Annotated in this window: 13 protein-coding genes and 1 riboswitch; of the genes, 1 reads left to right on the top strand and 12 read right to left on the bottom strand. The window is 36.9% G+C overall.

Annotated features, from left to right (window positions below; all coding sequences use genetic code 11):
- Nucleotides 1-146: 146 nt before the first annotated feature.
- Nucleotides 147-325, bottom strand: a riboswitch (Lysine riboswitch).
- A gap of 64 nt (nucleotides 326-389) precedes the next feature.
- The 12 genes from uvrC to zapA form a co-directional block, all read right to left on the bottom strand.
- The gene (uvrC, locus tag ACFYKX_RS24740; RefSeq protein WP_389364609.1) at nucleotides 390-2162 is read right to left on the bottom strand and encodes an excinuclease ABC subunit UvrC; all 1773 of its coding nucleotides are present in this window, start codon (nucleotides 2160-2162) and stop codon (nucleotides 390-392) included.
- A gap of 215 nt (nucleotides 2163-2377) precedes the next feature.
- A complete protein-coding gene (trxA, locus tag ACFYKX_RS24735; protein ID WP_389364607.1) occupies nucleotides 2378-2692 on the bottom strand; it encodes a thioredoxin in 315 nt (104 codons plus the stop codon).
- Between the two features lie 239 nt (nucleotides 2693-2931).
- On the bottom strand, nucleotides 2932-3909 hold the full coding sequence (locus ACFYKX_RS24730) for an electron transfer flavoprotein subunit alpha/FixB family protein (RefSeq protein ID WP_389364606.1): 978 nt from the start codon (nucleotides 3907-3909) through the stop codon (nucleotides 2932-2934).
- A gap of 46 nt (nucleotides 3910-3955) precedes the next feature.
- Nucleotides 3956-4729 (bottom strand): electron transfer flavoprotein subunit beta/FixA family protein, encoded by a 774-nt coding sequence (locus ACFYKX_RS24725; protein ID WP_389364605.1) that lies wholly within the window; start codon nucleotides 4727-4729, stop codon nucleotides 3956-3958.
- A 110-nt stretch (nucleotides 4730-4839) separates the two neighbouring features.
- The gene (locus ACFYKX_RS24720; RefSeq protein WP_389364603.1) at nucleotides 4840-5613 is read right to left on the bottom strand and encodes an enoyl-CoA hydratase; all 774 of its coding nucleotides are present in this window, start codon (nucleotides 5611-5613) and stop codon (nucleotides 4840-4842) included.
- A 31-nt stretch (nucleotides 5614-5644) separates the two neighbouring features.
- Nucleotides 5645-6226 (bottom strand): TetR/AcrR family transcriptional regulator, encoded by a 582-nt coding sequence (locus tag ACFYKX_RS24715; RefSeq protein WP_389364602.1) that lies wholly within the window; start codon nucleotides 6224-6226, stop codon nucleotides 5645-5647.
- A 315-nt stretch (nucleotides 6227-6541) separates the two neighbouring features.
- The gene (locus tag ACFYKX_RS24710; protein ID WP_389364600.1) at nucleotides 6542-8245 is read right to left on the bottom strand and encodes a long-chain-fatty-acid--CoA ligase; all 1704 of its coding nucleotides are present in this window, start codon (nucleotides 8243-8245) and stop codon (nucleotides 6542-6544) included.
- A gap of 330 nt (nucleotides 8246-8575) precedes the next feature.
- Nucleotides 8576-8983 carry a DUF350 domain-containing protein gene (locus ACFYKX_RS24705; protein ID WP_389364598.1) on the bottom strand — a complete coding sequence of 136 codons (408 nt, stop codon included), beginning with the start codon at nucleotides 8981-8983 and terminating at the stop codon, nucleotides 8576-8578.
- A gap of 290 nt (nucleotides 8984-9273) precedes the next feature.
- Entirely contained in the window at nucleotides 9274-11631 is a 2358-nt protein-coding gene (locus ACFYKX_RS24700; protein WP_389364597.1) for an endonuclease MutS2, read from the bottom strand.
- Between the two features lie 28 nt (nucleotides 11632-11659).
- Entirely contained in the window at nucleotides 11660-13375 is a 1716-nt protein-coding gene (polX, locus tag ACFYKX_RS24695; RefSeq protein WP_389364596.1) for a DNA polymerase/3'-5' exonuclease PolX, read from the bottom strand.
- A gap of 221 nt (nucleotides 13376-13596) precedes the next feature.
- The gene (locus ACFYKX_RS24690) at nucleotides 13597-14139 is read right to left on the bottom strand and encodes a CvpA family protein (RefSeq protein WP_389364594.1); all 543 of its coding nucleotides are present in this window, start codon (nucleotides 14137-14139) and stop codon (nucleotides 13597-13599) included.
- An 8-nt stretch (nucleotides 14140-14147) separates the two neighbouring features.
- Entirely contained in the window at nucleotides 14148-14414 is a 267-nt protein-coding gene (zapA, locus tag ACFYKX_RS24685) for a cell division protein ZapA (RefSeq protein WP_389364592.1), read from the bottom strand.
- 185 nt (nucleotides 14415-14599) lie between these two features.
- On the opposite strand from zapA, the gene rnhC reads away from it, so the two are divergent.
- Entirely contained in the window at nucleotides 14600-15538 is a 939-nt protein-coding gene (rnhC, locus tag ACFYKX_RS24680) for a ribonuclease HIII (protein ID WP_389364590.1), read from the top strand.
- Nucleotides 15539-15559 lie beyond the last annotated feature (21 nt).

Raw genomic sequence — 15559 nt, 5'->3', positions numbered from 1 at the left:
AGTTACTGTAAATTTCCGTTTAGTTATCATTTTTCATAAAACAGCAAGTATTGTGAAAATAGCTTTAGACAACAAAAAAAGCAATGAGATCTATCTCATTGCTGTGTTTAAAAGGGCGTGAAAATACAAATCATTCAACGCAAACACAGTGAGATAGCTCTCCAAGACAATAAGTCTTGACAATCCTGCATTTATTTAATGCAGGACCAGCACAGAAAGAAATGAGCCTTTCTATACTTCGGCGAATATCCCCTTTCAAAGCTTTTCTCAGAAACTCATCCTTCTCCAAGCCTTTACTAATGGCACTCGCGCCTCTACCTTCACTTTAATAATGTAAAGTGATGACATATCAAATTAGTTTACATTATAGCACACTATTTTTAGAGTAGCTAGTCTTGTAATTTTTTCATTAATTCTTCTGTTACATTTTTAGGAATACCGATATTGGTAAAATCCTCGAAGCTTGCTTCCTTCATCTTCTTTACTGAACCAAATTCCTTTAACAATTGCTTCTTTCTTTTTTCGCCAATTCCCTCTACATCATCCAAAATGGATTGGAAGGCAGATTTCCCTCTTAATTGTCGATGGAAAGTTATCGCAAAACGGTGAACCTCTTCTTGTATCCTTTGTAGCAAGTAAAACTCTTGGCTATTCCTTTCTAAAGGAATAACCTCCAAAGGCTCTCCATACAACAATTGTGAAGTACGGTGTTTATCATCTTTTACTAATCCAGCAAGAGGAATATCAAGACCTAGTTCATTTACTAGTACATCTCTCACAGCCTCAACATGACCTTTCCCACCGTCTATCATAATTAAATCTGGAAGTGGCAAGTCTTCCTTTAGAACCCGTGAGTACCGACGTCTAGTAACTTCCCTCATCGACTCATAGTCATCAGGACCTTTTACGGATTTTATTTTGTATTTGCGATACTCTTTTTTAGCGGCTTTTCCATCGATAAAAACTACCATTGCTGATACTGGGTCCGTTCCTTGAATATTCGAATTATCAAATGCTTCAATTCGATGAGGTGTATAAATTCCTAGTTGAGTACCAAGCTGCTCTACCGCTTTAATCGTTCTCTCTTCATCCCGTTCGACCAACGAGAATTTCTCCGTTAAAGCTATAGAAGCATTCTTTTCAGCGAGCTTGACTAAATCCTTTTTCTGTCCCCTCTGTGGTTTAAGGATTTTTACCTGTAAAAGCTGTTCTGCTAGAACCTCATCTGCCTCTTCTGGAAGAAGTATTTCCTTCGGTTTGAAATGGCTAGTTTGATCATAAAACTGGCCTAGGAATGTTAAAAACTCTTCATCTGGCTCGTTATATATTGGAAAAATTGATACGTCTCTTTCAATAAGCTTTCCTTGTCTTACAAAGAATACCTGAACACACATCCAACCCTTGTCCACCGCATATCCGAAAACATCGCGGTCTGTAAAATCTGTTGTCGTCATTTTCTGCTTTTCCATTGTAGCTTCAATATGAGCAATTTTATCCCGATACTCCTTTGCTCTTTCGAAGTCTAATTCCTCTGCTGCTGCATTCATTTTAACGGTTAATTCTTTTTTTATTTCCTTATAGCCACCGTTTAGGAATCTTGAAATTTCTTCAACCATTTCTTTATAGGTCTTTTCAGGAACATCTTTTATACATGGAGCTAAACACTGACCTAAATGGTAATAAAGACAAACTCGGTCAGGTAATGTTGAACACTTTCTTAAAGGGTAGATTCTGTCTAGAAGTTTTTTTGTTTCATTCGCAGCTGAAACATTTGGATAGGGACCAAAATATTTTCCTTTGTCCTTTTTCACTTTTCGAGTTGTGATGAGTCTAGGATGTCTTTCTGCTGTTAGCTTTATAAATGGGTATGTCTTATCATCTTTCAACATGACGTTGTATTTTGGATCATGCTTTTTTATCAGGTTTAACTCAAGTAGAAGTGCTTCAATATTGGAAGAAGTTACAATATACTCAAAATCCTCTATTTCCCCAACGAGTCTCTGGGTCTTTCCATCATGTGAACCCGTAAAATAAGAGCGCACTCGGTTTTTCAGAACTTTTGCCTTCCCAACATAGATAATCGTACCTTGTCGATCTTTCATTAAGTAGCAACCTGGTTGGTCTGGTAGTAGCGCTAGTTTATTTTTGAAAGTATCGTTCAAAGCAAATGCACCTCCTCCGTAAAAAATTTATCATATAAAAAAGGGGCCAGACCCTTTTAAAAGATTAGAATTACTTATCTATTTTAAAGAAAATGTGGGGTTTTTGAAAGTATATTAATATTCCTAATGATAGATAAATCACCTATAAGTGGTAGGAAGGGGATTTTTTGAACTAAAAAAACTCCTAGCCAGGCCAGGAGTCAACTTGCTTTGTATTAAAGATGTGAATTTAAACGTTCAGCTAATGCTTCTTTTGGTTGGAATCCAACTACTTTATCAACAACTTCTCCATCTTTAATGACAAGAAGAGTTGGGATGCTCATTACGCCAAATTTAGCTGCAGTTTCTTGGTTGTCATCTACATCAATTTTAACGATTTTAACTTTATCGCCCATTTCAGAATCTAACTCTTCTAAAACTGGAGCAATCATTTTACAAGGTCCGCACCATGGTGCCCAAAAGTCTGCAAGTACTAACCCTGAACTAGTTTCAGCAGTAAAATTTTGATCAGTTGCATTTGTAATAGCCATAATTATTTGCCTCCTAAAGTTAATCAGCATGGGCTAAGTTGCGAATGAAAGCCCTTGCTTCTCTTTAAACTCAAATTCTAACGTCAGTATATCACCGTTTGTTAAATCATGCTAATAATTTGTTTCGAACGTAATTTTCCCTAAAATATATGAACTATGCAAGATATTAGCACATTGATGAGGGAGAAATATAGGAATAAGACAAGTAAAAACGAGCGGAAGACCCCGCTCGTTTTTTATTATGCATTTACTTTCAATTTTTTAAACTCTTCTGTTAACATTGGAACCACTTCGAATAAGTCTCCCACGATACCGTAATCTGCTACCTTGAAGATGTTAGCTTCAGGATCTTTGTTAATCGCAACGATTACTTTAGAGTTTGACATACCTGCTAAGTGCTGAATAGCTCCAGAAATACCACATGCAATGTACAGGTCAGGAGTTACTACTTTACCAGTTTGACCAATTTGAAGTGAATAGTCACAGTATTCAGCGTCACAAGCTCCACGAGATGCACCTACTGCTCCACCTAATACTTGAGCAAGCTCTTTTAAAGGTTCGAAACCTTCTTCGCTCTTAACACCACGCCCACCAGCGATTACCACTTTTGCTTCTGAAAGGTCTACGCCTTCACTAGCTTTTCTAACAACTTCTTTAATGATTGCACGTAAATCTTTAATGTCTACCGATAAAGTTGAAACATCTCCAGTACGTGAATCATCTTTCGCTAAAGGCGCAATGTTGTTAGGACGAACTGTTGCAAAAATTAGACCATCCGTAATAACTTTCTTCTCAAATGCTTTACCAGAGTAGATTGGGCGAGTAAACACGATGTTTCCGCCTGCTTCTTCTACAGCAGTAGCATCAGAGACTAGACCAGAACCTAATTTACCTGCGATTCTAGGTGAAAGATCTTTGCCTAGTGCAGTATGTCCTAAGATTAACCCTTCTGGGCTTTCAGAATCGATTACCGCTAATAATGCTTGTGAGTAACCATCAGAAGTATACTGACCTAACTTTGCATCTTCAACTACTACTACGCGGTCAGCACCATATTGAATAAGCTCTTGTCCTAAAGCGCTTACTGATTCCCCAATTAAAACTCCTACTACTTCTCCGCCTTCAGCTACCGTTTTAGCTGCAGCAACTGCTTCAAAAGACACGTTACGTAAAGACCCATCACGTGCTTCACCTAATACTAATACTTTTCTAGCCATTTCGATTACCTCCTGCGTTATTATTCTCAGAATATCCGAATCTCGATTAGACTACTTTCGCTTCAGTATGAAGAAGATTTACTAGTTCTTTTACTTGATCCGTTAGCTCACCTTCAAGAACTCTTCCTGCTTCTTTTTTAGGTGGTAAATAGATTTCGATCGTCTTCGTTTTAGCTTCTACATCATCTTCTTCTAAATCTAAATCATCTAGCTCTAGTTCATCTAATGGCTTTTTCTTAGCCTTCATGATTCCAGGTAGAGATGGATAACGCGGTTCGTTTAGACCTTGTTGAGCTGTAACTAATAAAGGAAGGCTTGTTTCAATAACTTCTGAATCTCCTTCTACGTCACGAGTAACAGTTGCTTTCGTTCCATCAATTTCTAACTTCGTAATTGTTGTTACATACGGCATTCCTAATAATTCTGCAACGCGAGGACCAACTTGACCTGATCCACCATCAATTGCAACGTTTCCACCTAGAATTAAATCTGCATCTTTATCTTTTAAGAATTCAGCTAAAATTTTTGCTGTTGTAAATTGATCTCCATAGTCAAGGTCATCTTCAGTGTTGATTAGAACAGCCTTGTCTGCACCCATTGCTAGTGCTGTACGTAGTTGCTTTTCTGTTTCTTCATTTCCAACAGAAACAACTGTCACTTCTCCACCTTGTGCATCACGCACTAGGATTGCTTCTTCAATTGCATATTCATCATAAGGGTTGATAATGAATTCTGCACCGTCTTCATTAATTTTACCGCCTGAAATAGCGATTTTTTCTTCAGTATCGAAAGTTCTTTTCATTAAAACGTAGATGTTCATGGTTTCCCCTCCTAAGTATTAAAAACATTTCTTTCGTGCTAAAGATAAGATATATTAAGAAACTTATAGGATTATGATAAGCTTTCTTATTAACTTTCTTAAACGGATTATTATTTTCCAGTAAAATTGGGTTCTCTTTTCTCAATAAACGCTTTAATTCCTTCTTGTGCATCTTGAGAAACGAATACGCTTCCAAAAAGCTCAGATTCTCTTTTAACCCCGCTATGAAACTCTTTAGTTTTCGAAAAGTTTAATAGTTCAATAGAAGCCTTAATGGAGACAGGACTTTTCTTAGCAATTTTACTAGCCATTTTATAAGCACTCTCAAGTAATTGATCCTCAGGATACGCATGGTTTGCAAGACCATACTTTACAGCTTCTTCCCCTGTGATTGGATCACTTGTAAATAACATTTCAGCAGCTCTTGCTACCCCAACGTATCTAGGCAATCTTTGTGTTCCAGCAAATCCAGGAACTAATCCTAGCTGTAGCTCAGGTAAGCCAAGTTTTGCATTTTCTGTTACTAGTCTAAAATGACATGCCATCGCAAGCTCAAGGCCGCCTCCTAATGCAGCACCATGAATGGCTGCAATGATTGGTTTAGGGAACCTTTCCATTCTTTCGAATAAGTCCTGACCATAGCCAGCATGACCGGCAAATTCCTCACCACTTTTAAAGGATGTAAATTCCTTAATATCTGCACCAGCTGAGAAGAATCTACCTTCACCGTGAATAAGGATGACACGGATTTCATCATTCGTTTCAACTTCATCTAATACCGCTGAAAGTTCTTTAAGTAAACCTGATGATAAAGCATTTGCTGGCGGTCGATTAATCTTAATCGTCGCAACCAAGTTTTCATAGGACCAGCTTAAATACTCCATCGCTTTCCCTCCTTTCAGTTTCACATCTGCTTTAACCTTTACACCCATTCAAGAGTAAATGATGGACCGAACTAGAAAGCGCTGTCAAATCATATTTCTGTTCATTCATGACCCATGATGTAACAGTCTCATCCATCGTTCCAAATATCATTTGTCTAGCCAAGCGAATATCTAAAGTGCTAGAAAACTCACCGTTTTCTTTTCCTTCGATTAGAATATCATCAATCACTTTTAAATATCCCTTTAAAACTTCGTTTATTTTTAGACGAAGATCTTTATTTGACTGTCTTAACTCTAGCTGAGTGACAATTGCAAGATGTCGGTCTTTTGATAGCATTCTAAAATGCGCTTCGACCATCATTAATAATTTCTCCGCCGCTGTGTCTTTTCCTGCAATCTTTTCTTCTATTTTTTCAACAAAATTACCCATTTTTTCTTGAAAGAGAGAGATTAGAATATCTTCTTTGTTCTTAAAATATAGATAGATTGTCCCATCAGCTACTCCAGCTTGCTTTGCAATTTTTGATACCTGTGCTGAATGATAGCCATTTTCGGCAATCACAACAACTGCAGCATCAATGATTTGCATATATTTCGGTTTATTTTTCTTCATATTCTTCCCCCCCTTTCAAGAAAAGAAAAGCGGCAAATATCGTTTTGTCAATGCTTTTTTGATGTTCTCTTCTTAAAATGAATGAATCATCATTCATAATTTTATAATAGTCGCACAATTCAATTCTGTCAAGAATTTAAGTTATTTGCAGATACTTAATTATCGCTTTTCTATTCTAGTTTAACAAGTGGCAAATACACAACAAATATACACTTAATAATGATCACCTAAAAGCTTGTACATGTTTAGGTTGTTACAATTTACCAGGCATTCTCGTCAAAAATAAAGAGCCGAATTAATCGGTCTCTAAAAAAGTTAAGCCCGCTTTTCTTGATCTTCCTTTAGTTTTTTCTTTTCTTCATCAACTAGTGCTCTTCTTAAAATCTTCCCTACTGCAGTCTTAGGTAATTCTTTTCTAAACTCATACAGTCTAGGAACTTTATAAGCAGCTAAATGTTTTCTAGCAAACTCATTTAATTCATCTTCAGTGGCAGAAGCACCGTCTTTTAACACAATATATGCTTTAACCGTTTCACCTCGGTATGGATCTGGAATCCCAGCAGCTACTACCTCTTGAACACTTGGATGTTCATATAAAACTTCTTCAATCTCACGAGGATAGATATTAAATCCACCAGCAATAATCATGTCCTTCTTTCTATCTACAACAAAGAAGTAGCCGTTTTCATCCATATAACCTATGTCTCCTGTTAATAACCAGCCATCTCTTAATGTTTGCGCTGTGTCTTCAGGTCGATTCCAGTAACCCTTCATTACTTGAGGACCTTTTATACAGATTTCGCCGATTTCACCAACTGGGAGTCTTTCCCCTGTCTCAATTGAAAAGATCCCTGCATCTGTATCTGGCCATGGTACTCCTATGCTTCCTTTCACACGAGGACGATCCCATAGAAAGTTTGAATGTGATACTGGTGATGATTCTGTTAACCCGTACCCTTCAACAAGTTTCCCTCCCGTTATCTCTTCAAATTTTTGTTGAACTTCAACCGGTAGAGGAGCAGAGCCTGATATACATGAATCAATCGATGATAAATCGTACTTTTGTATGTCTGGATGATTTAAGAGACCGATATAAATGGTTGGTGCTCCAGGAAATAACGTCGGACGTTGCTTTTGAATGGTCTTTAAGGTTGTTTCAGGATCAAACTTCGGTAAAAGAACCATCTTATTTGCCTGCATAACAGAAAGGATTAACACAGTAGTCATCCCATAAACATGGAAAAAAGGAAGAATTCCTAAAACTACTTCTTCACCTTCTTTACACTTATACATCCAGGCTTTACACATTGATGCGTTTGCTACAAGATTTTTGTGGGTCAACATAACACCTTTTGGAAAACCGGTTGTTCCCCCAGTATATTGTAAAAGGGCTAGGTCTTCTTCAAAATTAACGGAATGCTCTTTAATTGATTTTTGAGATTGTTTTAATACTTCAGTAAGAAGATGGTGATTCCCTTCGTGTTTAACATTTACCGATATACCATACTGCTTTTTTTGAATAAAAGGGTATATTAAATTTTTTGGGAATGGGAGATAGTCTTTGATAGCGGTTACAATTACATGTTGTAGATCTGTTTGACCCATCACTTTTGTGACTCTTGGGAACAAGATATCCATTGTTATAATGATTTTCGAACCAGAATCTTTCATCTGATATTCTAATTCTCGTTCCATATACAGTGGATTTGTTTGAACAACAACTCCACCTGCCATTAAGATTGCATAATAGCTAATGACTGATTGGGGACAGTTTGGCAACATAATGGCAACTCTGTCACCTTTTTCGATTCCAATACTTTGTAAATAGCCTGCCAATTTTAAAGAAGAATCATAAAGTTCCTTATAGGTCATTTCCTTCCCCATAAAGTGTATGGCAATCTTATTTGGGTAATCTTTTGCGGCATTAATTAAATACTGCTGAACAGACTCATTCGTGTACTCCAAGGTTGCTGGTATTTCTTCAGGATACATATTAAGCCAAGGCTGTAATTCTGACATATTTCGACCCTCCTAGTGTAAGTAATTTTCGGAACATTCATACTGTTCTTTTTTTATTATAATATAGTGAACTTTTTATGACAATTACAATAAATTTTATCTTTCTAAAGAAGAAATTTTGGACAACCCTATATATTTCGATACCCAAAGAAAAAATCACCACGATCTTCCCGCGGTGATTTTGATTTAAATTATTTTACAAATATAGGATTCCAGATATTTCATTTAATTTTTAAGCTAAAAAGAGCAAGTACACCAAACCAACCACAACAAACAGTCCACAAAGCAAAAGTAGTATTTTTGCCAATTTTTCCACTATCTATTCTCTCCTTACGAAATGCCTGCACCGATGACATAGGATAAACCAATTGAAATCACCATTGAAATAAAGCCTACAGCACGGTTATTCTTTTGAATTTCTTCATCAATTTTAAATCTTGGTGTTAAAAATTCATAAACAAAGTAGGCTGCTAGTAATAGCACAAATCCAAAAACTCCCCAACCGATCATGGTAAAAAGAGTATCATGTTGTAAAATCGAGTGTCGAAAAATATTGGCAATCCCAAATATTTTCCCACCAGTCGCCATCGCAACAGCCATATTCCCTTTTTTTATTTCTTCCCAATTGTTATACTTTGTTACTAGTTCAAAAACGGCCAAAAACAGGACCACACAAAGAATTACTACACTACAGTAGGCAGCTGTTTGAACGTAATCATTCTCCCAAAATTGGTTCATAGATTTTCTCCCCGTTTTTTATTCTCATTCACAAATCACTTTATTTTATCTTTATAGTTCACGAATTAACTTGAAGTCTTCAGGAACATGTTTTACATTCTACTGCTAAATAATATGTTTTATTTAGGCTGTTATCGCATAGATTCATGCTAACCGCATACTGTATCCAACACAGATTTTATTGCTCTTCGTGGCATCTTTTCTTCACCAAAATCAAGAAAACAGCACGATAATTGGTTAAAAAGACAGTATATAGTGTTTAATATAAACAAAGTTTACGAAAAAAGCCCTTATTTAAATTCTACAACAGTAACTCCAGAACCACCTTCACCAGCTTCCCCAAAGCGAATCTTTTTGACAGAACGGTGGTTTCTTAAATATTCTTGTACACCTTGCCTTAAGGCACCTGTTCCTTTTCCGTGAATAACGGAAACTCTGGGATAACCAGCTAAAAGCGCATCATCAATATATTTCTCAACTCTTAACAAGGCATCCTCAAAGCGCTCTCCCCTTAAGTCTAGTTCAAGATTAACATGAAAGTCTTTCCCCTTAACAGTGGCCATCGGTTTTGTCTCGACCACTTTTTGACTTTTAATAAACTCTAAATCCTTCTCATTAACCTTCATCTTAAGGATTCCGATTTGAACCTGCCACTCATTATCTGATACTTTTTCAATTAAGTGACCCTTTTGGTCAAATGTAATCACTTTGACCTCGTCCCCCGGCTTTAGTGATTGCTTTTTTTGGACCATGTTCGGCTGTTTCTTTGTTATATCTATTTTAGGCGCAGCTTCTTCAAGGCGTTTTTTTGCATCTATTAGCTCATGCTCTTTTACTTCAGCATGTTTTTCCATTCTAAGCTTTCTAAGCTCACGTATAATCTCTTCTGCTTCTTCTTTTGCCTGCTCTACAATTTTGGCTGCTTTTTCCTTAGCTTTTTCTTGAAGGGAATCCTTCTTTTCATAATACTCCATAATTTCCTTCTGAAGATCTTTATGAAGCTTTTCCGATTGTTTTAAGAAGTCCTGGGCTTCTTCTCTCTCTCTTTCAGCTTGACGCTTACTTTCTTCTAGGGCTGCAATCATTGTTTCAACTTCATTGCTATTTGCACTCACATACGAACGTGCTGTCTCAATAACCTTCTCTCGTAGCCCTAATCGTTTTGATATTTCAAACGCATTACTTCTACCTGGAACACCAATAAGGAGCTTGTAGGTTGGGCTCAGTGTATCTACATCGAACTCAACACTCGCATTGATGACACCTTCTCTGTTATAGCCGTATGCTTTAAGTTCAGGATAATGAGTTGTAGCAATAACCCTTGCTCCTCTTTTATAAACCTCGTCTAAAATTGAAATGGCCAAAGCAGCCCCTTCTTGTGGGTCAGTTCCTGCTCCAAGTTCATCAAACAGAACTAAGCTTTCAAAATCAACATGTTCTAATATATCTACAATATTGACCATATGGGACGAGAAAGTACTTAAGCTTTGTTCAATGGATTGCTCATCCCCTATATCAGCAAATACTGCACCAAAAACAGCCATCTCAGAGCCATCTAGAGCAGGCACCTGCAAACCAGCTTGGGCCATTAACGTACAAAGTCCAACCGTTTTAAGCGTGACTGTTTTTCCTCCCGTATTTGGACCCGTAATGACAATGGTCGAGTATTCTTTCCCTAACACAATATCATTGGGTACCACTTCTTCTATCGGAATTAGAGGGTGTCTCGCTTTCACTAGATGAATTCTGCCTTCATTATTTATTTCAGGCTTTGACCCTTTAATACGTGCACCATATCGTGCTTTTGTAAACATGAAGTCAATATCACCTAATACTTCAACAATGGTTTCAAGTTCAAATTGAGATTCTCCTACTTTTCCTGATAGCAAAATGAGGATTCTTTCAATTTCCAACTGTTCTTTTACGCGTATACTTTGTAACTCATTGTTAAGCTGCACGATGGCTTGAGGCTCAATAAATAACGTTTGACCTGAAGAACTTTGATCATGGATGATCCCACCATAATGGGCTCTATATTCCTGCTTCACTGGAATAACAAACCGATCATTTCGTATCGTTATAATTGCATCAGAGAGCATTTTTTGAGCATTTGAAGAACGAATCATACTCTCAAGCTTTTCTCTTACCCTTGACTCCCTTGTTCTAAGCTGAGTTCTTAATGATCTTAACGTTTCGCTTGCTGAATCCAGCACTTCTCCGTTGTCATCTATGGCCATTCTAATTGCCTCTTCTAGGTCCGCTAAAACGATGATCCGATCTGCATATTCAACTAAGATAGGAATGGTTATTTCTTCTTCTGCAATATCCTCAATAAATTTACGTATCATCCTGCTAGCATGAATCGTGCTTGCTACTTGGGTTAATTCTTGCGGACTCAGCATCCCACCAATAACTGATCGTTTTATATGTTGACGAATATCAAATATCCCACCGAGTGGGACGTTTCCTTTTATTCGTAAAATGGTAGCAGCCTCATCAGTTTCTGCCTGCATCCTAACTACTTCTTCAAAGCTTGTAGAAGGAATCAAATTTTTGACCCTATCTCTCCCAAGTGATGAAGAGACATGGTCTAAGAGCTGTTCCGTCACTTTATCAAATTCTAAAACCCTCATAACTCGTTGTTGCATGGAGATGCCCCCCTTTACAATCTAAATCTTATCTATTATGCAAAAATTGTAGTAAATCCTGAGTTTCTAGCGCGTTTAGGACTGAAGATTTTCTAATCCAGCCTTTTTTGGCTGCTGACACCCCAATGTCCATATGTGTTAACGTGTCCATTTTATGTGCATCTGTATTGATGACGATTTTTACACCTGCATCTTGTGCCTTTCTTATATGCTCGTAGCTTAAGTCTAAGCGATTAGGATTCGCATTTAGTTCAAGTGCTGTATTCGTCTCCTTCGCTAATTGAATAAGCATATCAATGTCTACGTCATAGCCTTCTCTTCTGCCTATTAGTCTCCCTGTTGGATGAGCAATAATATCGACATGAGCATTTATTAATGCACTTTTCAGTCGTTCCATAATTTTTTCTTTTGGATGGGAAAAAGAAGAATGAATAGATGCAATAACAATATCTAATTCTCCTAAAAGCTCATCATCATAATCTAAACTGCCATCTGGCAAAATATCCATCTCTACTCCTGACAGAATCGTAATATCATCAAATTGTTCATTTAGTCTCTTTATTTCTTCTCTCTGTTTTCTCAAGCGCTCTGGTGTTAAACCATTTGCAACTTTAAGATAATGGGAGTGATCGGTAATAGCCATATATCTATATCCTCTAGAACGACAAGCAGCAATCATTTCCTCAATTGAATGAGCCCCATCACTCCAGGTAGAATGCATATGTAGATCGCCTTTTATATCTTCAAGAGAAATTAAATCCATCTCTTCCGAATAATCTTCTACTTCGCTACCATCCTCTCTAATTTCTGGAGGAAAAAATGGTAATCCAAAATGATGATAAAATTCTTCTTCACTTAAAAAAGTGAGAATTTCTCCTGTTTCGATAACCTCTACCCCATACTCACTTATTTTCTCTCCACGTTCTTTTGCCAGCTGCCTCATTCTGACATTGTGATCTTTTGATCCAGTAAAATGATGTAGAGTTGTAGCGAATTCCTTTGGTTCAACTAGGCGGAAATCAACCGAAATATCATAATCAAATTCTAACGTTAAGGAAACCTTCGTATCCCCAGAAGCTACAATCTCTTTTATTTTTTCTATTTTTAAAAGCTGCCCTTTAACTGAGGAAGGATTTTCTGTCGCGATGATAAAATCTAGGTCTTTGATTGTTTCTCTCATTCTTCTTAGACTACCTGCTCGAGAAAACTTTGTTATATCGTCCATCTTTTCTAAGAGATGTTCGATATATTCGGCAATAGGAAGCATATAGGCAAGTGGTAGCCTATCTGGTCTTGCGCCAGCATTCTTAATCGATGACAGTATTTTTTCTTCTGTTTTTTGACCGAATCCAGCAAGACTTCTTACCTTTCCATCAAGGCAAGCCTGCTCTAAGTCGGTAATACTTTCTATCCCTAGTTCCTTATAAAGCTTTGCAATTTTCTTCCCACCGAGACCTGGCAGCTGTAGAAGGGGAATTAAGCCTTTAGGAACCTCCTCTTGAAGTTCTTTTAAGACCGTTGATTTCCCCTCTAAGATAAATTCTTCAATAACAGCCGCTGTTCCTTTCCCGATCCCAGGAAAAACTGTAAAGTCCTTGATATCAGTCAAGCTTTGATCATCAGCTTCTAATGCAATGGCTGCTTTTCGAAATGCTGCCACTTTAAATGTATTTTCACCTTTTAATTCTAGAAACACGGCTATCGTTTCTAGTAAGCGAATCACGTCTTTTTTATTCACACTCAAAAAAATACACCTTCCATTGAAAACATTTTCGTTATAAAAGTCTATTTATTAGGATTACCTTTTTCTCTATACGTATCAACATATGAAAAAGTTTTGTTAAATTGGTTCCCTGAAGGGGTCATTAACCATTCTAAGACGGTTGAATTCATTTTCAGAAAATTTGTAGGTAACACTCCCGTTTTATAACCACACTAAAAAGAAAACTTCTCTAAAGAGAGAAGTTAGGATGCGACGTATTCAATCCAAAGCTCTTTAATTTGCTCTGAGAAAAACGGAGTATGCTCAACAATAAATTGTGCTAACGTTGAACTTGTTAATGGTCCTTGAATCGCTTCTATTGGAAGAAGTGCTGCTATGTATAATAAAATAAACGTGATAAGATATACTTCTATGAACCCTAAAATTCCACCAGCCCAAATATTAAGACTTTTTAGAATTGGTAAGTGGGCAACAAAGTCAAGCATACTTCCAATGATTTGAAGAACAATTTTTACCGTAAAAAAAATCACGACAAATGCAATGGCGCGATAGTAGGCATCTTCTAAATTCCCATTATCAAATAGTAGTTTCAAAGTTGAATCATCCCCAAAGCTAGGGTATGGTACCCAAAGTGTAAGCTTTGTCGATAGGTTTTCATAGTACATATTCGCAACAATAAAAGCAATAATAAATCCGGTTAGGTGAATTAGTTGGAGGATAAAACCTCGTTTTAAACCTACTAAAAATCCAAAGATAAGAATAATAAAAATGGCGAGATCTAGCATGACTTTTTTCAGTCCTTTACGCGTTTTAATTCACTTTCAAGCCGTTCTAATCGATCTTTTAACTTAATATAATCGTTAACTGCATTAACAGCAGTTAACACGGCTAATTTAGTGGTATCAAGTGAAGGATTCCTAGAGCTAATTTCACGCATCTTATCATCAACCATTGAGGCCACAAGCCTAACATGACTAGAGCTTTCTAAGCCCATAATGATATATTGTTGTCCGTAAATATCAACAGTTGTGCGCTTTTTTTCTGGTTCTGACAACCCCATTGCCCCCATTCTTAGAAATCCTAATCACTATCATAACATGAACCTATTAAGAGTGGGAAGTCAAAGGATGTCAAAATATGCTGATTAGGCAATAATTGTATAACGGTAATTACAAATTTTTTAGATGACATCAAGGTAAACAGGTGGTCTACTGTAAACCTATTAATAAAGGTGGAGATTGTTATATGAGTAATATTGTTTTAAAAGTGAGTAGTCATGATATTGAGAAGATGAAATCATTCTACCAAGCAAATCTATCAGATAAAGTACCTCCAGGAGGGGTTTTCTCTGCTAAAACAACAAATTGTACGATAACGGCATATAAGTCGGGTAAGGTGTTATTTCAGGGCGGAGGCAGTTCAACAGAGGCTAATCGATGGGGAGAGCAGGAGGCAACAGCTACTAGAGCAACTAGTAAAAAAAGATCCATTTCCAAGGCAACTAACTTGCCGCCTAATTTTGAAACTTTATCAGTTGTTGGATCAGATGAGGTTGGTACTGGTGATTTTTTTGGCCCAATTACGGTTGTCGCTGCCTATGTAAAAAAAGAGGATATCCCACTTTTAAAGGAATTAGGGGTAAAAGATTCGAAGAATTTAACAGATGATAAAATCATTGAAATTGCCAAACAAATAAAGGATATCGTCCCACATAGTTTGTTAACATTGCATAATGAAAAATATAATGAATTGCAGAAATCTGGTATGTCACAGGGAAAACTAAAGGCTTTGTTACATAATCAGGCCATAAAACATGTATTAGAAAAAATATCTCCGGATAAACCAGATGCTATTCTTATTGATCAATTTGCAAAGGAAGAGATTTACTATCAGTACCTAAAGGGTCAAAAAAACATTCAAAGAGAAAATGTTTTTTTTAGCACAAAGGCTGAAGGTATTCATCTTTCGGTAGCAGCTGCTTCAATCATAGCTAGATATGCATTTGTTCGTCACTTTGAAAAACTATCTGCACGAGCAGGGTTTACACTACCTAAGGGAGCAGGAGCACAAGTAGATGTTGCTGCAGCTAAACTGATAAAAGCAAAAGGAAAAGAAGTGTTACCTCAATTTGTAAAATTGCACTTTGCTAATACGGATAAGGCATTTAATTTATTGAGAAAGTAGTACTTAGCTTCAATAACATAA

The sequence above is a fragment of the Cytobacillus spartinae genome (assembly GCF_042865285.1).
Lineage (GTDB): Bacteria > Bacillota > Bacilli > Bacillales > Cytobacillaceae > Robertmurraya_A > Robertmurraya_A spartinae.
This window is presented reverse-complemented; position numbering and strand designations above follow the sequence as displayed.

Excerpts from the sequence above, each read along its gene's own strand:
- ACFYKX_RS24705 (WP_389364598.1), bottom strand. The coding sequence starts at position 8,983 with ATGAACCAATTTTGGGAGAATGATTACGTTCAAACAGCTGCCTACTGT.
- ACFYKX_RS24700 (WP_389364597.1), bottom strand. The coding sequence starts at position 11,631 with ATGCAACAACGAGTTATGAGGGTTTTAGAATTTGATAAAGTGACGGAA.
- ACFYKX_RS24725 (WP_389364605.1), bottom strand. The coding sequence starts at position 4,729 with ATGAACATCTACGTTTTAATGAAAAGAACTTTCGATACTGAAGAAAAA.
- zapA (WP_389364592.1), bottom strand. The coding sequence starts at position 14,414 with ATGGGGTTGTCAGAACCAGAAAAAAAGCGCACAACTGTTGATATTTAC.
- ACFYKX_RS24715 (WP_389364602.1), bottom strand. The coding sequence starts at position 6,226 with ATGAAGAAAAATAAACCGAAATATATGCAAATCATTGATGCTGCAGTT.
- ACFYKX_RS24710 (WP_389364600.1), bottom strand. The coding sequence starts at position 8,245 with ATGTCAGAATTACAGCCTTGGCTTAATATGTATCCTGAAGAAATACCA.
- ACFYKX_RS24730 (WP_389364606.1), bottom strand. The coding sequence starts at position 3,909 with ATGGCTAGAAAAGTATTAGTATTAGGTGAAGCACGTGATGGGTCTTTA.
- trxA (WP_389364607.1), bottom strand. The coding sequence starts at position 2,692 with ATGGCTATTACAAATGCAACTGATCAAAATTTTACTGCTGAAACTAGT.
- rnhC (WP_389364590.1), top strand. The coding sequence starts at position 14,600 with ATGAGTAATATTGTTTTAAAAGTGAGTAGTCATGATATTGAGAAGATG.
- ACFYKX_RS24720 (WP_389364603.1), bottom strand. The coding sequence starts at position 5,613 with ATGGAGTATTTAAGCTGGTCCTATGAAAACTTGGTTGCGACGATTAAG.
- ACFYKX_RS24690 (WP_389364594.1), bottom strand. The coding sequence starts at position 14,139 with ATGCTAGATCTCGCCATTTTTATTATTCTTATCTTTGGATTTTTAGTA.